This is a genomic window from Micromonospora sp. PRAS1 (genome assembly GCF_059553435.1).
This window is the reverse complement of record NZ_JCANNB010000010.1, coordinates 162511-182747: the sequence shown is the minus strand read 5'-3', so window position 1 is coordinate 182747 and position 20237 is coordinate 162511. Positions and strand designations below refer to the sequence as shown.

Annotated in this window: 19 protein-coding genes; 7 read left to right on the top strand and 12 right to left on the bottom strand. The window is 68.2% G+C overall.

The features are described from left to right. Positions 1 to 49: 49 nt before the first annotated feature. The 3 genes from AC507J_RS12645 to AC507J_RS12635 are packed head-to-tail and all read left to right on the top strand — an operon-like array spanning position 50 to position 3521. Complete coding sequence (locus tag AC507J_RS12645; protein WP_496289320.1) at positions 50 to 1879, top strand: hypothetical protein; 1830 nt, start codon at positions 50 to 52, stop codon at positions 1877 to 1879. Further along, the gene (locus tag AC507J_RS12640; RefSeq protein WP_496289319.1) at positions 1876 to 2772 is read left to right on the top strand and encodes a hypothetical protein; all 897 of its coding nucleotides are present in this window, start codon (positions 1876 to 1878) and stop codon (positions 2770 to 2772) included. The genes AC507J_RS12645 and AC507J_RS12640 overlap by 4 nt, the downstream gene beginning before the upstream one ends. Further along, a complete protein-coding gene (locus AC507J_RS12635) occupies positions 2769 to 3521 on the top strand; it encodes a DUF6339 family protein (protein ID WP_496289318.1) in 753 nt (250 codons plus the stop codon). The genes AC507J_RS12640 and AC507J_RS12635 overlap by 4 nt, the downstream gene beginning before the upstream one ends. A gap of 419 nt (positions 3522 to 3940) precedes the next feature. On the opposite strand, the gene AC507J_RS12630 is transcribed toward AC507J_RS12635, so the two are convergent. The 12 genes from AC507J_RS12630 to AC507J_RS12575 all read right to left on the bottom strand — a co-directional run bounded on the left by AC507J_RS12630 (position 3941) and on the right by AC507J_RS12575 (position 14709). After that, a complete protein-coding gene (locus tag AC507J_RS12630; protein WP_496289317.1) occupies positions 3941 to 7111 on the bottom strand; it encodes a peptidoglycan-binding protein in 3171 nt (1056 codons plus the stop codon). A 3-nt stretch (positions 7112 to 7114) separates the two neighbouring features. Next, positions 7115 to 7546: a pilus assembly protein TadG-related protein gene (locus AC507J_RS12625; RefSeq protein ID WP_496289338.1), complete on the bottom strand. Its 432-nt coding sequence runs from the start codon at positions 7544 to 7546 to the stop codon at positions 7115 to 7117. Beyond that, positions 7543 to 7968 (bottom strand): TadE/TadG family type IV pilus assembly protein, encoded by a 426-nt coding sequence (locus AC507J_RS12620; protein WP_496289316.1) that lies wholly within the window; start codon positions 7966 to 7968, stop codon positions 7543 to 7545. The genes AC507J_RS12625 and AC507J_RS12620 overlap by 4 nt, the downstream gene beginning before the upstream one ends. Continuing rightward, a complete protein-coding gene (locus AC507J_RS12615) occupies positions 7968 to 8357 on the bottom strand; it encodes a TadE family protein (protein WP_496289315.1) in 390 nt (129 codons plus the stop codon). The genes AC507J_RS12620 and AC507J_RS12615 overlap by 1 nt, the downstream gene beginning before the upstream one ends. A gap of 44 nt (positions 8358 to 8401) precedes the next feature. Then, entirely contained in the window at positions 8402 to 8611 is a 210-nt protein-coding gene (locus AC507J_RS12610) for a hypothetical protein (protein WP_496289314.1), read from the bottom strand. Positions 8612 to 8632: 21 nt separating this feature from the next. Continuing rightward, positions 8633 to 9517, bottom strand: a complete 885-nt coding sequence (locus AC507J_RS12605) for a type II secretion system F family protein (RefSeq protein WP_496289313.1) — start codon at positions 9515 to 9517, stop codon at positions 8633 to 8635. After that, on the bottom strand, positions 9514 to 10410 hold the full coding sequence (locus tag AC507J_RS12600) for a type II secretion system F family protein (RefSeq protein ID WP_496289312.1): 897 nt from the start codon (positions 10408 to 10410) through the stop codon (positions 9514 to 9516). Before AC507J_RS12600 ends, AC507J_RS12605 begins: the two co-directional genes overlap by 4 nt. After that, the gene (locus tag AC507J_RS12595; RefSeq protein WP_496289311.1) at positions 10407 to 11942 is read right to left on the bottom strand and encodes a TadA family conjugal transfer-associated ATPase; all 1536 of its coding nucleotides are present in this window, start codon (positions 11940 to 11942) and stop codon (positions 10407 to 10409) included. The genes AC507J_RS12600 and AC507J_RS12595 overlap by 4 nt, the downstream gene beginning before the upstream one ends. Beyond that, positions 11929 to 12726: a CpaE/TadZ family protein gene (locus tag AC507J_RS12590; RefSeq protein WP_496289310.1), complete on the bottom strand. Its 798-nt coding sequence runs from the start codon at positions 12724 to 12726 to the stop codon at positions 11929 to 11931. The genes AC507J_RS12595 and AC507J_RS12590 overlap by 14 nt, the downstream gene beginning before the upstream one ends. 2 nt (positions 12727 to 12728) lie before the next feature. Next, positions 12729 to 13325, bottom strand: coding sequence for an SAF domain-containing protein (locus AC507J_RS12585; RefSeq protein ID WP_496289309.1), 597 nt, complete (start codon positions 13323 to 13325; stop codon positions 12729 to 12731). 62 nt (positions 13326 to 13387) lie between these two features. Beyond that, complete coding sequence (locus AC507J_RS12580; RefSeq protein WP_496289308.1) at positions 13388 to 14305, bottom strand: hypothetical protein; 918 nt, start codon at positions 14303 to 14305, stop codon at positions 13388 to 13390. Beyond that, on the bottom strand, positions 14299 to 14709 hold the full coding sequence (locus AC507J_RS12575; protein ID WP_496289307.1) for a hypothetical protein: 411 nt from the start codon (positions 14707 to 14709) through the stop codon (positions 14299 to 14301). Before AC507J_RS12575 ends, AC507J_RS12580 begins: the two co-directional genes overlap by 7 nt. 630 nt (positions 14710 to 15339) lie before the next feature. Between AC507J_RS12575 and AC507J_RS12570 the strand changes: the two genes are divergently transcribed. The 4 genes from AC507J_RS12570 (at position 15340) to AC507J_RS12555 (ending at position 19832) form a co-directional block, all read left to right on the top strand. Beyond that, positions 15340 to 15657, top strand: a complete 318-nt coding sequence (locus AC507J_RS12570) for a hypothetical protein (protein WP_496289306.1) — start codon at positions 15340 to 15342, stop codon at positions 15655 to 15657. Between the two features lie 157 nt (positions 15658 to 15814). After that, positions 15815 to 16156, top strand: a complete 342-nt coding sequence (locus AC507J_RS12565; protein WP_496289305.1) for a hypothetical protein — start codon at positions 15815 to 15817, stop codon at positions 16154 to 16156. A 465-nt stretch (positions 16157 to 16621) separates the two neighbouring features. Next, positions 16622 to 18301 (top strand): DUF5677 domain-containing protein, encoded by a 1680-nt coding sequence (locus tag AC507J_RS12560; protein WP_496289304.1) that lies wholly within the window; start codon positions 16622 to 16624, stop codon positions 18299 to 18301. A gap of 646 nt (positions 18302 to 18947) precedes the next feature. Further along, positions 18948 to 19832: a DUF5677 domain-containing protein gene (locus AC507J_RS12555; RefSeq protein WP_496289303.1), complete on the top strand. Its 885-nt coding sequence runs from the start codon at positions 18948 to 18950 to the stop codon at positions 19830 to 19832. Positions 19833 to 20237 lie beyond the last annotated feature (405 nt).

The following is a 20237-nucleotide window of genomic DNA, read 5'->3' as shown; positions in this document are numbered from 1 at the left end:
GATGTACGCCGAGCCTCTTCCACCCCAGGGCGGGATCGATGCACGGTCCGTGCGACGGACCCTGGGCACCTATTCGATGGACTTCTGGGAACTGTTCCTGCGCGAGACGCTGCAGAACAGCTGGGACGCCGCCACCGGCGACAGCCCGGTCCACTTCCGCGTCGACGGATGGCACCTCACGCAGACACAGTTGCAGAACCTGCGTCTCCTCCTGCCCGGTGCGCGCCTGGACGAACCCGACCTCGCGGTCCTGACCGTCACCGACACCGGGACCAGCGGGCTCGGCGGACCCACGCGGGCCGACCGGGTCGGTAGGGACGACCCCCGTGACTTCGTCGACCTCGTCCGTAACGTCGGACGGCATCCCGACAAGGGCTACGCGGGAGGCACCTACGGCTACGGCAAGGCCGTCCTGTTCGAGGCGAGCGACATCGGCACAGTTGCGATCTTCACCCGGGTCAGGAGCTCCGCTGGGACCGAGACCCGCCTGATCGGCATGTCCCTCACCGACCCCTACCGCAACGACCGGATCCAGTACACCGGACGCCACTGGTGGGGCGTATCCCACCCCGACGTCGGGGTAGAGCCGATCACCGGCACGGCCGCGGACCATCTGGCCCGGGCGGTCGGAATGACACACCTGCCCGACGGTGGCACCGGCACCTCCATCATGGTCCTCGCGCCCCGGACCGCGAAGGAGAGTCTCGCCGACGTCGTCGCCGCGATGGCGGACACGGCCACGCGGTACGCGTGGGCCAACATCGCCGGACCAGCGGGAGACCGGCCTGTCCTCAGCCTCGGGTTCAGCGTCGACGGACACGTGATCGACCTCCCCCACCCGGCCACCGACGCCCGGCTCCGCCACTTCGTCGAGGCATACCGGCACTGCCACGACATGTTGCACGGCAACCCGCAGGAGCACGACTGGCCCTGGTCGGTGCAGGAGATCCGTGGAGAGCGACCCGCACAACGCCTGGGCGTCCTGGCCTGGCGGACCCTCAGGGCCGACCTCACAGGCAGCCACGCGCGCCCGCCCGCCGAGATCGCCCTCATGCGTGGACCGGGCCTGGTCGTGGAGTACCGCGGCGTCACACCGGATCCCTTCGGCCGGGCCATCAGCGGTGTCTTCCTCGCCGACCCCGCACTCGACGACGAGTTCGCCCGCGCCGAACCACCCACGCACGACCGGTGGCAGCCGCGTCTGGCACAACGAGAGCGCTACGCCCGCAACCCGGTCAGCCAGACACTCCAACGCATCGACCGGATCTTCAAGGACCGCCGCGCCCTCGAGTCATCGGCTCCGATCACCGGAGCCACGGCGGGGATCTCACGACTGGCCAACGAGCTCGGCTCGCTGCTCGACACCCAACCCGGGGGAACCGACTCGAGGATTCCCGCTGCGGGACCGGCGCCCCGTCCACCGAACCGTCACGCCGCGACGACAGCCGGTCCGCACGCCGGCACCGGCTCCTCCGCACCCGCCGGCACCACCGGCCACGGCACCCCGCAGGACCGGCCCGGCCGCCCCACCCGGGGAGCCCTCCTGCGGTTCCACCCACGGGCACGCCCCACGATGCTGCCCGACGGCCGCCGTGGCGTGGAGTTCGACATCGACCTCACCCGACCTCCGACCGACGGCACCGTCCTGTCGCTGACCGCCCAACCGATGGTCGCGGTGGCGGACAGCGCACCGGAGGACGCCGACGAGACCACCCCGGTCGAGGTGGTGCACTGGCGCGACCGGGACACCGGCACCCTGACCGTCGGGCCACGCCTGGTGCTCACCGACGCCCCACCCCGGCACTGGACCGTCACCCTGACACAACCCGCCGACGCCGCCGTGACCCTCCGCGTACGACACGAGGAGACGCACCGGTGAATGCACCCATCAGCACCGGCTATCTGACACCGGCCGACGGACGGATCCGGTCCACGACCGTGACCGTCACCCCCGCCGGAGCCCATGCCACACCCGTCCCGGAGGAACACCCCGTCCCCGACTGGGACTACTTCACCGACCTGACCGCGGACTGGGCGCTGCACGTCGACCTACCCGGGCTCCTGCAGGACTGCGGCCTGTCCCCCGCCGCCGACCTGCGCTGGTTCCTCACCTGGCACAGCAGTGCCACCAACCGTCGCGGCAACTCGGCACCCGTCAGACTCACCGACGGTGCCAACCAGACGGGCGTGGAGGTCCCGGGTACCGAGATCGGCGGTCTCCTGCACATCGAGGCACGGCTGGTGCTGGCCGTACCCGACACCGACGCGGTCTCACCTCTGGCACCCGACCGGCCAGGCGTCATCCTCTGGCAGGACCGACGACGCTTCAGGTTGGAGGGCAGCGCCAGCCGGTTCCCCGTCGTGGGTACCGGCTTCGCCGACAGCGGCCTGGCCGAAGGCCGCCGCGCGCTGTGGTACCTGTCCTGTGCCACCGACCTCGATGCCTCCGACACCGGGAGCATCCGGCTGTACCTGAACACGGACCACCCCGCGATCACCGCAATGCTCCATCACCCGGATGCGAAGGAATCCAGGGTGCTCGCCGAGTTCCTCCGACACGACCTCGTCCGCCAGCTCATCCAGACAGCGCTACGGTGCGAGGACCTCCAGGACAGCCACGAATACGGCCAGGGAACCCTCGGGGAGTTGTTCCTCAACCTCATCAACCGCTATTTCCCCGACCGGCCCCTGTCCGACCTGCGCAGCCAGAACGGTTACGACCCCGCTGATCTCGAGGCAGTCCTTCAGGGAATCGACGAGGTCCTCGTATGAGCCGTCTGCAGGTCTACCCGCGCCTGCCCGCGCCTGTCGCCGAGGAACTGCTGACCGCCCGCACCGGCCGGTCCCCCGAGGAACTACGACAGCTGTCCAGCACCAACGACCCGCGCACCACCTGGTACCCGACAGCCCCACACCGGGCAACGGAGGACGACCTCCGGACCCTGCAGCACTCCGTCCGCGCCACCGCCACACAGGCGGGTTGGCCTGCACCGGTGACCAAGACGAGGGGCACCGCGTTCGACCGGAAACTCGCCCCGATCCTGTACCGCCACATGGCCATCGTTCCCGCCGACGCCGGCAGCGAGGATGTGTGGTCGTTCCTCAGCCTGGTCCTTCTGCCGGACGTCGCATTCTGGCGATGGCCCAACGATCAACGACGCCCGGGGTACGAACGCCTCATCGGACGTCCCCGAAATGTCTTCCGACGCCTGTGGATCCGCATCCACAACCTGGGAGACGACCTGGGGCCCCAGCTCCTGGAGGATGAAGCCGTCGCCATCCTCGAACGTCCCACGCTCGGCGCGCACCCCCGTGTCGCCCGCGCCATCGCCCGGGGTCACCTGGCCGCCGCCGGGGAGGCGGGCACAGCCCGCACGGAGATCCTGCGAATCACCGCACGCAGGCTCCGACGACTGGCCGTCGTGATCAGCCTCGAAACGCTGGACGATGCACAACTCGCCGATCTTGTCGGGCGCTACACAAAGGAAGCCGTCGAGCAGCTGCGTTCCACACCCAACTGACGTCACGCGGCACGAGAGTCGACCGGCGGGCAGCCGACGCATGTCGGCGGAGGCGCACCCTGGCGCAGCGAGCCACCACCCACCGCTGTTCGGGGCCGGCCGACTGCCGGTGGTCACGTCCGTCCAGACTCCTCCTGTCGCCATCCACTGTCCCCAGAGGCGTCGTCCTTCTGTCCGTTGCCATTCGGGATACGGCACCGGCCGGATCCACCGGTGCGGCCCCGGCCCGGTCGGCCAGCCCTCGGGCGGCCACGTAGTGGCGGTCGGGGCCCGGTCGCCGGCCACCACGTTGGACAGATCAGGCCCGGTCCTCAGCACCACGGCATGATCACTGCACTGCCGGTCGCTGTCGTGGAGTCGTCCCTGGCGCGTTCGGCTGGATCACGACAGACATGCCGGCGGCTGGGCTCTGATTCGGGCTAGCCAACCCTCAGAAGATTTCCGATCATCTCGCGCAGCGTGGCATAGGTGTCGGGGGAAAGGTCTTCCGGGACTTCCACCTCGCGGGTGCGTACGAGGTCGTCGAGGAGGGCGCGGAGTTCGGCTGACCGGTTGTCCGCGTGGGCGACCCGCATAGCGTCGAGCCAGGGGTGGTCGTCGAGGCGGGCGGGGTCCGCGATCCAGGCTCGTTCCACCGCCCATCGGGCTCCGCTGGTGTCGCCAGCCTCAAGGTACAGATTCACCAGTTGGTGTGCGGTGTCGACGATCGCGGAGGCGAGGTTGTGCGGTTGGACGTCGCTGCCCGGCAGCCAGGTGTAGGGGTTGCGGTAGCCCGATGAGTACGGCAGCTCGGCTCCCGCCAAAGGCTCCCCGCGGACCAACTCCAACGCCCGGCGTAGATCGTCTGATCCTGCCGCTCCTCTGGCTTCGCCACGGGCCCGGAGGCGACGGAACAGCTGCCAGTCGAACAGCACTCCGGGGGTCAGCCGATAGAGCCGGTCCGGTCCGGCGTTGGGCGGCAGCCACTGGGTGCCATCGGCGTTCTCTCCGAGCCAGCGGCGTACCTTGCTGATGGCGACGCGGCGACTCCGGGCGTTGACGCCGCGGTCGGGCCACAGCGCGTCGTCGATCTGGTCGCCGGTCGCTCCGGCTCGGCCCCGTTGCGCCAGGTAGACGACCAGTTCGGAGTAGAAGCGGATGCGCTCGTCGGGCGGCTCCCCAGCGGCGTTGACCTCGACTGGCCCGAGGACGGCGATCCTTGGGCGGTGGGGGTCTGGTCGGTACCAGGCGTCAAGGTCCTCGTCGAGGGTGGGGTCGTGGGGTTCGCGGCGGCTTACTGGCGTGCTCGTCCGGGTTTTCACCGTATCGCTGATCGGGGTGAGGGCCTGGACGTCGACTGGTTGCGTCGCGGTGGTGCCGGTTTGGGTGGGCACCGGGGTGCGATCGGATTCGGGCACGGCCGGCAGCCCTTCCTGTACGCGTTCGTTCGTCGTCGGGTGTCCGGCGACGGGGTCGTCGCGTACACCGTTCTCTCCCAGTTGCTCGTCATGGTGGTGCGGCGTGGTGTCGTCGAGCAGGTGTCCGTGCGCGTCGACGCCCTCTGCCCAGGGTTCCGGCTCGGGCGCGGCGGGCACCTGCTCGTCGGCGGTGGGGGCGGCGGCGCGGGCGGCCCGCATGACGGGGGCCAGGCGGGCGAGTTGGTCGCGGGGTAGCCGGGTGGCGGTGGTGTCGGTGATGCTGAGCCAGTCGATGGCCAGGCTGCCTTCGCCGTTGACCTCCACCTGCCAGGTCGTCGCCGTGTCGGTGACGACGGCGACCGCGACTCCGCATCGGCCGGCCAGCCGGAGTTCAGTTTCGAGGGTCGTCAGGTCTTTCTCGATGTCGGCGCCGTCGGCGATCAGGAGGACGTGTGGCATCCAGGCGTCTGCGGCGATGTCGCCGATCCGTCCGGCGAGTGTGGATGTGATGCCGCTGTCGGTCATGGCGTCGGCGTTGGCTGCGGCGCGTCGTCGGGCGCGTTCGATCGCGTCGGCGGTGGAGGTTGCCGTGGTGATGCGGTTGCCGCCGATGGTGATCAGGTTTTCCGCGTCGGCGGGGTCGAAGCCGACGAGCACGACTTCGGCGTCGTCGCTCCATTGGTTGGTTGCCAGTTCGGCGGCGATGTATCGGATGAGGTCGGCGGCGCGTTCCGGGTCGCCGTTGATGGCGAGCAGTCCGGTGCGTTCGAGGTCGATGAGGAGGTGGTCGCCGCCGGGCCGGGACGCCACAGTGACGAGGACCGGCAGGGGTGCCAGGGTGTCGTCCACGTCGGGAAGGCCCGCTGTGGCGGGCAGCATCCAGCTCATCGCGGTGCTGTCGGCCTGGAAGGGTGGGGGCGCTGAGGTGTTGGCCTGGGCCAGCATGAGATGGACTTCGCCGCTGGAGAGCCAGGCGGCGGCCAGGTCGGGTACGTCGGCCGGGGCGCGGTCGCGCAGGCCGTTCGCCAGGGCGCGAAGCGCGTGGTCGAGCCGGTTGACGTCGACGGGTTGGGCAGCCGCGCGGACTCGCCGTTCGGTGACGGGGTGGGGTGTGGGGAGGCGACGGCCGGGGCGCCGGTGCTGACGCTGTCGGCGGCGGCGTTGGGTGAGGCGGATCAGTAGGAGCGCGGCGAGCAGTCCGGCGGTGGCGAGGGCTGCGCTGATGGGGAGTACAGCATCGAAGTCACTGTCGGCGATCTCGGCGTCCGGTGGTTCTTCCTCGGCCGCAGCGGTGGGCGAGGCCGATGCCGTATCGGGGGTCGGCGCGGATGCTTCGGGTGTTGAACTGGGGCTTGGCGCCGCCGACGGTGTCGGAGTCGCTGGGGGCGGCGTGGGTGTGCTTTCTGGAGAGGGCGCGCTCGGGGCTTCCTCGTGCGCGGGAGGGTTCGCGGGCGTTCGGATGTGGCCGGTGGCGTGGCGGCGTGGGCCTCGGTCGTCGGCGTCGGCCGGGAGGCGGAGTCGTTGGCCGGGAACGATGTGGTCGGGGAAGCGCGGGTCCGCCTTTTTCATCTCCGGATTGAGTTCGGCGATGTCGATGTAGCGGTCGCCGTTGCCGAGGGTCCGTTCGGCGATGTAGTAGAGCCAGTCACCCCGGGCTACCACGTAGGTCGCTCTGCTGTCCGTCGCCGGCCGCTGGTTGGCGCCCGTACCCGACATCATCGTGTGCGTGGCGGTGAGAGCGATACCGTCCTGCCCGTACGCGGGGGCGGCTATGCCCGGCGGCGCTACCGGCATCGTGACCGCGTTGGCGCTGGCCACGGTTGGTGCCGCGCCGATGGACAGGGCAGCGGCGACGAGCGCCGCGGCGCGGCGTTGTTGCCAGGCGAGGCCGAGGATTCTGGGTGGGCGCCAGCGGAAGACGTGGCAGACGATCTCCACCAGCAGCGGGAGGGCGAAGGAGGTCCAGCCGATCCAGCCGGCCCAGGCGATCGCGGTCAGGAACAGGCCGCCGTCGTCGCGGGTGGTGAGCAGTTCCCCGAGTTGCGACCAGTTGGGGACCTCGTCGGGCAGTGGGTTGCCGCTCAGGGCATACAAGGCGTACGGGATGCCGACGAGCGTGGCCAGGATGCCCAGTTGGGCGGCGAGCCGGTGAAGGATGCCGGCTCGGCTGGCAGAGGACGTGTCTCTGGTCATCGGTCATCCCACCAGCAGTGTTGCGGTGACGGTTGCGTGAGCGGGAATCGTCGTGACGCCCGGCAGGACGTCGACCAGGAGCGGGTCGTACTGCACGGTGACGGTGACGGTGAGCTGTTGGCCGTCGTCGTCGACGGTCGCCTGCCAGTCGGTGATGCCCGCGGTGGCGAGATAGTCGGACACAGCGTTGATCGCCTTGGTCGTGTCGACCGTCTTTGTTTCGCCGTTGATGGCCTCGGGGAGCCGGATCGCCTGCCCGCCCGCTCTCGCCGCTTCGGCGGCGATGTTGTTTGCGCGTTGGGTGGTACGGACGTAGCCGGCGCCGTCTCCGGCAAGGCCGATCATGGCGATCAGGCCGGGCATCATGATGGCGTAGAACAGCCCGATCCGGCCGGCGTCCCGGGCGGCGTGGTCTGTGAGAAGGCGATGTGTCATCCGGCTCTGCTCCGAAAAAGGTCGAGCGGAGAGCTGTAGGTGGCGGTGATCCATCGGGACGTGGGCATGCCGGGCATGGCGCCGGCGGAGAGGTCGACGCGGCATTCGACGGTCACGATGACGCTGGCTGGTTCGCCGACGTCCCGGCCGAACTGGGTGGTGTCCACGTCGACGAGCAGGTTGAGGCAGTAAATGTCCTGCGCTTCGAGGGTGGCGTGGATGAAGGATTCGGCCCGGCTCTGCGCAGTGGATGTGTCCCGGGCCAGTGAGGCGGCTCGGGCGCCGGAGTAGGTCGCGGCGTCGAGTGCGGCGTTTGCCAGGGAGACTCGACCGACGAGCATGGCGAAGCTGGCGACCAGCAGCAGGCTGGGTGCGAGGATGGCCAGCTCGATGGTGACCGAGCCGCGATCTCGGGTCCGCATCACGAGTCGTTCTCCGTGGTGAACCGTTGCACCGGGCTGTAGGCGGTTTGGCTCACCTCGAACTGCAGGCCCAGCCAGCCGAGACTGCGGCCCGTGACGGTGACCCGTACCCCCGTCGGCTCCGGAGCTCCCTCGACGACCGGGGTGACGGTTACCTCCCAGTCGGTGAGTACGTCGCCCATCCGGGTGAGGTACGCGCTGGCCTGAGCGTCGCCTGCTCCGTCCGGCGCGCCGTAGGCCGCCTCGGCGGCGGCGCCCTGCTGCGCGGCGGCCAGGGCGACCGTGCGGCCGTAGAAGACCAGTGCGATCTGCACACCGAGGAGGAGCATCACCACGAAGATCGGGAAGAGGATCGCCATCTCGATGTTTGTCGAGCCCCGGTCCCCCACCAATCTCCTGAATCTCCGGCCCATGGACGCTGTTCGAGGGTTCGTCATGGCGTGGCCGGGGCTGCGGCGTCCGGCCAGAGTCCGATCCAGCCGAACACGTAGTCGGAGGCGGCGGTCAGCAGCGCGACCGCGACGACTGCGGCGATCGCGTAGATGATCGCGGTGGGTACGACCTCGCCTCGGTCGTCGCGGCGAAGCGTGGCGAGCAGCCGCAGCGCGTGCCCGACCCAAACGGCTTGCCTCGGGGCGTCCATGGCGACCTCCTGGTCTGTTGGTCAGTCGACGGTGGGTGCGTCGAGCAGTCGTGCTGCGAAGGGGTAGAGAGCAAGCAGCATGAGCACGACGAGGAGCAGCGCACCGGGGATCTCCAGCTGGGAGGTGCGCAGCTCGGCCCGGGCCAGTTCGTCGGTGCGGATCTGGGCGCGAAGTGAGGTGGCTCGGGCCCGCAGTGTCCGGTAGACCTGGGCACCGGTGACGCCGGCGGCTTGCATGATGTCGCCGAGGTCGCCGAGTTCCGGCACGCCGAGGTCGTTCCCGAGCCGTTTCAACCCGTCCCACGGGGCGGAAACCGAAAGCTCAGCGTGCAGGAGGGTCTGCCGGATGCGGGCGAACACCCAGCCGCTGCCCTTGCCTGCCGCGCGGGTGAGCGATTCCTCGGTGCCGCGCCCGGCGGCCCGCTGCAACGCGACCAGGTCGAGGTACGTGCACACGGCACGGCGGCATTCGCGCCGGGCAATCACAGCTTTCTGCCCGACGTCCCGGTAGACGAGGACGATGAGCAGGACGGCGAAGCCGATCACCGCGAAGACCGGTAACCCGGTGCCGAAGCTTCGCCCGATCAGGGCCAGCAGGCCGAGCATGATCGACGGCACGGCGAGCCCGAGGAATCCGGCGACGATCAGACTGGTGACGAACTCCTCCGGCGTACGGCCGAGCAGCCGCAGATCGGTTGCGGGGATGATGCGGTGCAGGCGTACGGCGAGGCGGCCGATGCTCCTGGGTCTTCCGGTTGGCGCCGCGGAATCACCGGTCGGAGGTTGCAGTCGGGCGAGCGCCGGGCCGAGTGCGGGACTGGCTGGGCGAAGCTCGTGGAATGCCAGGAACACGGCCAGGCCGAATCCTGCGCCGAGCAGGGCGGCGATGCCGATCCAGGTCGTCATGAGGCGCTCCGGGCGCTGGCATCCGCCGCGATGAACCGTTCCTCGGCGGGCGGCAGGCTCAGCGTCCGCGCCCACCAGAGGCAGCCGACGAAGGCGCAGGCCAGGATCGCGAGCACCACCTGACCGCGAGGCTCGGTGTACGGGGCGGTGTACTGGCCACTGGCCAGGCCGTACGCGACCAACAGGATCGACCCGATGGTGAGGAAGCGGATCTGGAACCGTGCTCTTGATCGCTTGGACGAGATCTCTCGACGCATCGCGACCTCGTCGGTCGCTGCCTCCGCGATGCCGGTCAACACGTCGGTCAAACGGGCGCCCCGATCGCTGAGGTGTAGCGCGAGCGCCACCACAACCTGGTCGCTGACGGGATCACGGAGGGCATCGGCGAACTCGTAGAGCGCCGCCTCGGTATCCCCTCCGGCCTGGATGCGCGCCGCGAGCAGTTGCACCTCGGCGGCGATCGCGGTCGGCGCGGTCTGGGCGGTGTCGACGATGGCTTCCTGGAGCCCGACACCGGAGTCCTCCACGTCACGCAGCCGCCGGGTCCACGCTTCTACCGCCTCGACGCGGGTGATGGCGCGTTGCTCTTCCCGCCCTGCCGACATCAGCCACGGCACGCCCGGGACGGCGAGGGCGACAAGTGGGGCCGCCACCGGCACCCCGCTGACGATCCACGCGAGGATCCCTGCGCCGAGTGCCCCGAACACCCAGGCCTGGTGGCGACGTTGGGCTTCCCGGGTGGTGCCTGATCCGTACCAGAGCCAGCGCGCCCGCGCCGCAAGCCGGGATGGAGGGCGGTCCGGCTCGGCGGTGCCGGTGAGTGCGGTGATGCCAAGCACCAGGCCGGCGACGAGACCGGCGCCGAGCAGGCCCGCGACAAGGAGCGGATTCATGCTCGTACGCCCAGACGCGGTAGCGGTCGGGGCCAGGCCCCTCGGCCGCGGTACGTGGTCAGGACGGTCGGGTCGTAGCCGGCGAGGAGTAACTGCTGTTTGAGCCGGTCCGGCTGGTGCATCGGTACGGCGCGGCCGTCAGGCCCTGGTCCGAAGAGTTGCGTCGTACGCGGTCGGCCGTCCTCCACCAGGCCGCCCACCTCGATCACGTGGGAGACGAAGCGGTGCTTGCGGCCACCGATTCCGCTCTCGTCCACCAGGGAGACGTAGACGACCAGATCCAACGCGTTGGCGACCTGTAGGTAAGCCCGCCGGTCTGATCGCTCGTCGCGGTGGCTGAGGGCAAGCTCCACCACGCGATCGAAGACCAGGCCGGGCTCGCGAGCGTGGATCGTGCACAGGGATCCGTTGGTGGTGCCCATCGCCTGGAGCATGGCGACGATCTCTCGGGACCGAACCTCACCGACGATGATGCGGCGGGCGTTGAGCTGCAACCCGATCGGGATCAGGTCGTGGAGCGTGATCTCCCCTACCGGCCGGCCGTCAGGGCCGCGCTCACCGTGGCCCTCGCGCGTCTCCATCGAGACCGCCCAGGGATGACGTCCGGTCTTGTGCAGGCCGAGCTCGCGTGCCTCCTCCATGATGATCATCCACTCGTCGGCCGGGATCTCGCTGGCCAGCGCCCGCAGGAGAGAGGTCTTACCGCTGCCGGGCACACCCGCGACCATGATGTTGAGGCCCGCCCGCATCGCGGCGCGGAAGAAGTCGCGCAGCAGCGGGTCGATCATGGCGCTCTTGTTCGGGTCGGCCTGGTCGAGGGTGACGAGTTCCTCGAGGGTGACCTTGAGAATCTGGTGGCTGCGGATGACCGCGACGGGCCGCTGCGTCACCAGGTACGTCGCGGCGAGACGCTGGCCGCCGGGCAGCTCCATGCTCAGGGTGGGTTTGTCTTTGGTCAGTGCCCGTTCGGTGCCGCCGGCTCGACGGGCCAGAGCTTGGAGCAGCAGGACGAGTTCCTCATCGCTGTCGGCGATCGGTGCTTCGAAGTCGATGCGCCCGTTCGGGCGTTCGACCCGGACACCGTCGCAGCCGAGGATCGTGATGGTGTCGAAGGGTTCGCGCAGCAGCCGGTCGAGTCGGCCGAGGCCCAGCAACGCGGCGAGTACGCCGTCGAGCAGCCGTTGCTCGTAGTGGCGGCTCAACGGGGTGCCGTTGACCCGCTGCTGGTCGACGTACTCACTGACGCGTCGCGACGCGACCCGCTGGCCCTCCGCTTCCCGGTCGGCTGGGCTGACGGACTCGCGCCCCGCCAACAGCCGTGACAACTCGTCGCTCACCGCGTTCTGGAGTGACCGGATGACGGAGTAGTCGGGCTCGTGCGCCGCTGGCGCAGGCCCCGGCGAGACCGGTACGGCCAGCGCGGCGCCGCTGCCACTGGCGTGACCGTTGTTCGGCGTCGGCCTGGCCACGCGCGACGTCGAAGGCCGGCCGTTCTCGGGAACGCGCCACCGGGGTTGCTCAAACGTCGACATGCAGCGCCTCCTGGGTGCCAGGGCGGCGGAACCGGTCCCGGCGGTGGGCGATGGCTCCCCTGAGGCGGTGCTCGGCCGTGGCCGCCGCGCGCAGCAACGGCCATTTGGTCCGGACCGTGCCGCCCCGCCCCAGCACCCGGGCGGAGCGAGCCTCCTCGGGCAGATGAGCGATCACCGGCACCGCGAGGTGCCGAGCCACGACGTGGTCGTCGTAATCCCCGTCGCCGACGACCAGCAACCCGATCCGGCCGTCGCTCGCCGGGCCGGCTCCCGCGAGCAGGGTCTGCACCGCAGCCTGGGCCGGACGGAGCGAGGACAGCGTCGGCCTGACCACCAGTAGCGCGAGGTCGGCGCGGCTCAGCAGCGGCCAGGGGGTGTGTGGGGCGACGAGCCGTCCGCAGTCGGCGATGACGTCGAAACCCACGCCGTGTTCGAGCGAGGCAAAGAAGCCGGCGAGCCCGTGCCAGTTGGGGGCGAGGCTGGCCGCCTGTGCGGGCGTGGCGATGCCGGGAAGCAGCAGACGTCGCGCCGCGGGTGGGTCGAGGTCGACCAGCTGTGACCAGAACTGGTCGCCAGCCTGGCCGCGTAACTCGGCCACGACGAGTTGCATCAGCCCATGGCCGCCGTCCAGGTCCAGGTGCCGCAGGTACCCGGAGGCGATGTCACCTCCAGCGGGGTCGCACTCCGCCAGCACCACCGGACGCGACCAGCTCAGTGCGAAGGCAAGAGCCGCTGTCGTTACCCCAGGCGATCCCTTGGCGCTGGCCAGGGAGATCAGCGCCATGGCTACTCCCCCGCGGTGAGAGTCAGGACCAGGCGTCCCTGCGCGGCGAGCCGGGCGGCAAGTGGCCCGTCGCTCTGCCCGACAGCGACCGACACCGTGGCGGTGCCGTCCCGTGCTCCCGCGATGACGTGCACCACCATCGCGCGGATCGTGGGCGCCGCAGCAGCCGGCTCGCCCTGGGCCGTCTCCTCGGTCGATACGAGCAACACGGTGGCGCCCGGCCGCAGGGGGGTCGACGGCATCTGCCCCGCCTTGAGTGACAGCCCGACCACCTGCTCGCCGGGGGCGGGAAACGGCTTGTCGACCAGGGCACCCGGGTTGAGCAGGGTTCCGGACAGCAACGCCACCGCGGTGTACTTGCCGATCATGTTCTGCGTCTGGTCCTGCGGCACACCGACGATTCCCGGGCTCGGATTGAGATGCACGGTGACCAGGTCAGCGGCGGTGAGCTGCGCACCGACCGGCACGTCCCGCGCAAGTGCCAGGTAGGGCTGGGTACGGCTGACGTACCCGAACAACGCCACCGCGCCGAGGGCACACACCGCCATCAGGGCCACCGCCACCCCGAGACGACCCCGGCGTACGCTGCGTTCGCGCACCACCCGTCGCTGCGGGATCACGGCCGTTGGACGACCCGACACATCACCAGCCGCTGTGGACGTCACCCGGTCACCACCTGAAGCTCGTCGATGCGAATGGACGTGGTCGACTCGCGGGTCACCGTTTCGCTCCCGGTCACGCCGCCGCCGACGACCCACCACTCGATGTCCCACGTCGTCGTGGCAGTGATCGTGTACCGGCCGCCGGGCTGAGTCCGGCTGGGCAACGAGTACCCGTCGAAGCCACACGTCGTCGACGCCGACGAGCCGTTCTTTGCCTTGCTGTACGGGGTGCCCGGGTTGTCGCAGACGACGGACTGCCCGTTCCCCATGTCCCACCTGATCCGGGTGGCCTGCCCCTGGGCGGTGACCGACATCCCAGGAACTGAGGCGGTCGCCGTGACCGGCCCCCAGGTCTGCGGCGTCACGGCCGTCCACATCCACACCGGCAGGCCCACCAGCCCAGCACCGTCCGGATTCGGGCTGATGCCGATCTGGGCGCCACGCATCGGCAGCTCACTGATGGCGCGGGTCGCGAGCTGCGCCGGGCTCAAACTGCCCGGTGTGCCCGGCGGCGGATCCGCGCGCCATACCAGAGCACCGATGGGATCCCCGTAGCACCGCTGCCGGTAGATCGAGCCCTCGCCGGGCTCGCGGCCCTCCCAGGCCGGGTCACCCGCAGGCGGCTGCGGTGACTCGGCGATGTAGTAGCAGCCGTCGGCCGGGTTGAGGTGTCCCCAACCCGCCTGCCAGCATGGGACCGTCTCTCCCTTGGAGGTGCACTCCTGCCGTCCACCGCCTTCACCTGCATCGGGTGGGGTGTCGTCACCGCCACCGCCGGGGTCTTCGACCATGACGAAGCAGTCCCCGACCTTCGGGCAGACCCAGTAGTCCGCGCGGGCAGGTGCACCGGCCAGGCCGACAACCAGGAAGACAGCCGCTCCGGACGCTGCGGCGGCCCGCAGGATTCGCGTCAGCATGGGGAACTTCGCCTGGCTGTTGACTCGTACACGTACCACTGCTCACTGACCCGCTTGACCTTCACGACCACCGGGTAGCGCTTCGCCTGGGTGGTGGGTGGGGCCTGTCCGCCTACGATGTTCCAGTTCGTCGAGTCGAAGCAGTCCTGGATCACCGCCTCACCTGCATCGAGCCGAAGCTCCGTGACCGTGGGGTTCCAGGCCGGGCGTCCTTCGTTGTGCACTCCGCTGCGCGACATGTTCTGCAGGTTGTTGAGCAACTGCCCCAGCAGCGGCTCCCCCACGAACTTGGCCAACTCCTTCGTGCGGTAGTCCGCGGTGGCCGACGCTTTGACGTACGCCTCCAGATAGCCGTCGTAAGCGGCGATGACATCCTGTCGAGCCTGCTCTTCAGCGGAGTCCACGGGAGACGGCATTGCCGTGGACGGAACAGCCGACGGTGTGGAGTCCGGACCGGAACTCGACGATCCGGAACAGGCCGTTAGCGCGTACGCCAAGCCCAGCGCGAGGACCATTGAGCTGCTCATCTTGGCGATTCGTGTCATCTGGACGCCTTCCTGCATGCGCGGCCCGGCAGAGCCGGACCAACCGGTGGGAGTGATGCCCCCTCACCAGCTTCACCGGCGGGTCCGACGGACAGCAGTCCGAGAGCCCTCGTTCCACGACTGAGCCATGAGCCAGCGGGCATCCCTGTCACCTCCCCCACGCGGTAGGACGCACCCATTGGTCTTAGCGCAAATGATCGGTAGCCGCTACGCACCGCAATGAGCGCCACCGCCGAACGAGCACCGCTGTACGCACTCGGCTGTGCGTGCTCTCGGGTACGTGCGCGACAGGCCGCAGCGATCTACGGCACCGCAACTCCCACGCGAGAGATCTTCACTCTCGGTAGATGTCGCAGCAGCTCACGCGGGCGGGCACTAGAGAAATCTTGCCCCTTGTACCGCCCCCGCCTCGCAGTCACACTGTGCTCATCGCGCCTCGGCCTCCGATGACGCCGAATGTCGCTGGTACCCGCGGGGAGACAGATAGGGATGTCCGAGCAACGCAGCGAACTACAGACCGTGGTCGATTTCTTCGCGGTCCCGTTGATAGCCGACGTGCTCTTTGCCGTCCAAGAGGGGCGATCTCCCCGACGTTGTCCCGCACTGCGCGGTCAAGGCAATGCTGTCGAGACAGCCATCGTGGCCTTGACGGAGGCAGGCGTTGTCACCGAACTGGCCGAGCCCGACCACAATGGAGAGCTTTTGCTCACGCTCACCGGCAAAGGCATCAAGGTCTGCGACTTGGTGCGGCAGGTGGTCGACTTCACCGCACCTGCCCGCGCAACCGAGCACCTAGCCCTCAGCTGACCCTACTTCGATCCGCTTTGTCCGGAGATGGGCCCAGCAAGATTCGACTCTCCGCTCAGTACCCTTGACACCGGGTACACCACCAGCGGCACACTGTTGCCTTGCTGTCGGGTAACCGACATCGAACGACTCCAGCAGCGGGGCATCGGGGGGTGGGGTGAAGTTCGGAGAGCTTCTGGAGATTCGGGACATTATCCAACATCGGTACGTCATTGGTGCCTTGGTGTGTCTCGGTGAACAGCGGCCCCTGCGATACAGCGAGCTGGGCAACGCCATCACCAGGTGGACCGGCAGTCGCATCGGCGACGGCGAGATCACCCGCACCGTAGACCGCCTACTGGAGAACGGTCTCGCCCAGAAGGCATTCGTCGACGGCCACCGATCGTTGACCCTCACCGATGCGGGGCAGCACCGCCTGGAGGTGATCCGGGCCCTGGGACGTACCTTGCGCGACTTTGACCGGGACGACAGAGACGGGCCCAACGAAGTACCTTCGTAACCAACAGTCGGAGGTTGCCCGGGCCGCGACTGGGGCTAACCCGATCTGACGGACAAGGTCGACGGCTCGTTGTCACGCTACTTGTCGGACCGATGGTGCGGAAACTGCCGGTGGCTTCGTAGGCGGCGAGGCCGAGGTAGCCGCGGGGAAAGCACCTGCGGTGGGTTTTGCAACAGCCCGAGATCAAGTCGAGAGCGCCATGTGGGCCTCGGTGTCCAGGTACCGGCACAAGTACCAAGCCAGGTACGGCTTGAAGGGCAGACCCTGAGCACGTCAGCCAACCCCGGTGATCGACTACCTTGCCAACCATCGGAACTCGCGCGGCCTCCCCGACGATAACCGTGCGTAACGGATCTCTGCGAGTGTCGAGAGCCGGTCACTTCCGGATCTGGCCGATGAGCGCACGCAAGGCGAGCTGTCGAGGCAGGCAACGGAAGTGTCGGCACCAAGCCCTACGGTGGATACATGTCGCTTCCCCGCCCCAACGTGAGATCCGGTCCACTCGCTGGCCACGTCAGGAAGGGCCGAACCTTTCGGTCACCGCTCGCTGCCACCGGCGTCCTCCAGATCGGAGATTGGGTGCGGGACGATTTGCCAGACCTGCTGTGGCCGGTGCTCGTGCTATCGGAGGTCGGGACTGCAGAAGCGGTCCGATTCGTCCGCTGGCAGAAGGCGGTCCAGGAAGACCTCGCAGGGAAAGCCGAGCCACGATTAGTCGCAGAGTGTCTCGATGGCCGATTCACCAGCCTCGACCGACTCGCTTCCCACGTTCCGGATGCGAAGGCTGTTGTCAAGGCCCGGGCCGAGGAACATAGATTGCTCCCGGAATCCGTCGTGAGCGCCTTGGCTTCCTACCCGCTTCGCCCAGCGGAGTGGCTTGTAGATCGTGAAGTGGCACCTCCGGGCCGAGAAGAGATCGATCTGCTCTCGCGGGCCGTACTCGGCGTTCTCAAGGATGGGCATCGCGAGGCCGTCATCAAGTGCCTGTATATATGGAGCGCCGTCCAGGCTGGCACTTTCAGTACGAGCGCCGCGACAATTGATTTGCTGCGGACCTATCCGAACGACCCCAAGACTCGCGGGAAGGCCGACTCCGCCGTGCGGTCGATGTGGGGGGCGCATAAGGGGATGCTGGCCTACGAAGATAAGAGTTGCTTCGCGAACGCTATTGAGTGGGCCAAGGTTTTCTGGGACGCGAACTCCATGACTTCACGGTGTATACGGGGTCGCGAACTCGATGGGAACGAGTCCGACATTGAGGGTGCCGTGGACCTGCCAACGGACGCATCATCCAATGGTGAGGACCCTATCCCTGCCTCAGTACCGGAAGAGGGCGCTCATCTTCGCCAGCTGGCGATGGACCTGCTCTGCAGTTATGTGGAGGCACTTGAGAGGTCGCCTGCGCGCCTCTACGACCGAGAGCGGCAGGAGGTTCACTCGGGGCTCGTCGCCCGTGCCGGACGCGATGTGATCACGGCGCTAGGCGCTCCGGATTTGTGGTGTATGGAGCACGGTGCCCACATCATTCGGGTGCTAGTTGAGATCCGCATCTACATCCAGTGGATGGCCCGGCAGGACCCGTCGATCTACCGCGCCTACCAGGAGTATGGAGCTGGCAAGGCGAAGCTGTACGCGCAAATCATGGACGAACTCCCTGCGGAGGCGAGGCGACCTGACTTCGAGGAGGCTATCAAGGACCTGGCGATGCTGAGCCACAATGACGAGATTATCGATCATCGAGTCGTGGATACCCGCGACTCCTTCGCCGAGGAAAAATCAATACGTGCCATGGCTGAAGAGTGCGGCCTTCTCGATCTTTATCGCCAGGCCTACTTTATGGCGAGTGGGGTCGCGCACTCCGAATGGTGGTCGATTGAGACTCATGCCATGGAGCGCTGCCTGAACGTGCTTCACCGACAGCACCTCATCCCAAGTCTTTCTCTTAACTCAGGCGGCAACGTCGGCATCGCGAAATCCTGGGTGGATCAGCTCTACACGCTCATTCGGACCAGTCTGCAGCTTCTCGGGACCGACGAGAAAGCGGCAGAGGACGCATTCGCTTGGCTCGGCCTAGAAGCAGAAGAGGGACCGTCCGAGGGCGGGCCCACGGACGAGGGAGGCGTGCGGACTACTGGCTCTGCGTGACCGCTCGGCGCCGTGGTCCGGGAGTCGACAGGTCTAGCGGCTGCCTGACATCCGCCCGATCTCTGGCGAGCGGTATTCGTCCTGTCACTATCACAAAATCATGCGCACGAAATCGCGCGATCGGGCGTCACGCTGCGGCACGAGGTGCGGTGGGGTTTGACCCGTCGTGCCTATGTGCGTGCATGTGATCTTGCGACTGGCCGCCGGTCCGTGCAGACCACCGGCCAATTCGTCGCCGTCCGTGACGGCGCTCGGGCGCGGCTCGTGCTGCCCTCATCCATAGGGTTTTTTATACATCCGGATGGGCGAACGCCGGAAATGCCGGACCGGGAGATTTCCTCGACCGCGGCGAGCTTCCCGATAGTCGGCACGACGGCGTCGCGCTACCCAGCTGACGCCAGCGGCCGTCGGAACAAGATCATTACTGATTGCGGCAGGGAGGCGGGTTCAGCTGGCCGTTCGCCAAGACATCCGTGCCCACACCGCCACCATGAAGCTCTCGGCCCGCGTGAGCGCGTTCACCCAATCTCCGCGTCGACCTCCGGCAGCGAATCTTGGCAGGCACAGCCCAGCCAAAATCACTGTCCGCCCCGCCAGAGGTGGGACCTATCATCAGTTCGTGAATTGGACGTCAAGGCACGTCGCAATGGACGAGCTTCATGTATTCGAGCCAGACTGGATCGCATTGCGAAACGCGGACGACGAGAACCCGTTCATGACTGCTGCTGTCGAGCTCCTCAAGAGTTCGCTCGGCCTGGCCAGCGCGTTGGCCGGAATCGTGCCTGGGCAACCGCTCGGTCTGTACGCCGCGATCCGGTGCGGCCTACTGGTGCGCGCCTGCAAGTTGTGCACCGACCTACTTGGGGACGTGTGCGTGTCGAAGGGGCGCCAGCAGCTGTCCCTTAGCCGGGAACTCATCGAAACGCTGGCGAACCTGTCCTACCTGTGCGGGGACGACGAGCACGGAACACGGCACCTCGCCTTCCTGCAAGACAGTCTCATCGCCGAACGCGAGTTCCTGAAGGTCGTCGAGCGCCAACAAATGCTCAACGGCGGTGTCGAGCTGCCGATCGAGGCCCGCATACGCGCCTCCATCGACGAGACCGCTCGGGCAGCGGGAGTCGACCTTGAGCAGCTTCCAAGCCGCCGCCGTATCAACTGGCCGTCCGCGTTGGATCGGATCGAGATGGCCTTCGGCGCGACGGCGTATCCGGCGTTTCGTACCGGGTCCGGCGCCGTACACGGCACCTGGCACGACCTTCTGCGCAATCACCTCGTGCAGGTCGACGGCGGCTTCGAGCCCAACTTCCAGGCGGCGTCCCCGCGGCCCCAGCCGCTGCTGTCGGCCGCCATCCAGCTCACAACGACGGCGATTACCTATCTCCGCCGGCAGCCCGACGTGCATCAGCAGATCTTCGACCAGCCGCTGGCCGCCGCGCTGGGGTTCGCCTTCCGGGCTGACGACTTGCACGAGCGGTGGCTCTCAGATTACGGCGGGCAGCGCCACCGCGACCCAAGCGTCGCGGGTTAGTGCCGTGCGAACTCGCGGGTGCTAGCGGGTCGTACCCGCCCGTCGTGCGGTGCCGCATTGGCTCAGCGGCAGCGCGCCGAGCGTCCTCGTGCATACCTCGGCTTGGATTTCCTTGCACAGCCGAGCCGGGCCATCGGCATCGGCATCGGCATCGGCATCGGCATCGGGCGGAACATCGCTCACGACCAGCTCAGGATGAGCAGCCCTGCGAACCGATGAGCCGGCGCTGACGTGAGAAGCGCTGCTCGGGCCAAAACGGGACGGCATAGCGGCAGGCCTGACACCGCGCGCTGAAGCTCTGTAAGCAGGCTGAGCTGAAGTCGGACCGGAACAAGGTCAGGTACACGGATCTGCCGCCGACCGCGCATCGTCCGTCGGCGGCTTCGTCGCACTCCGTGTGCTGTA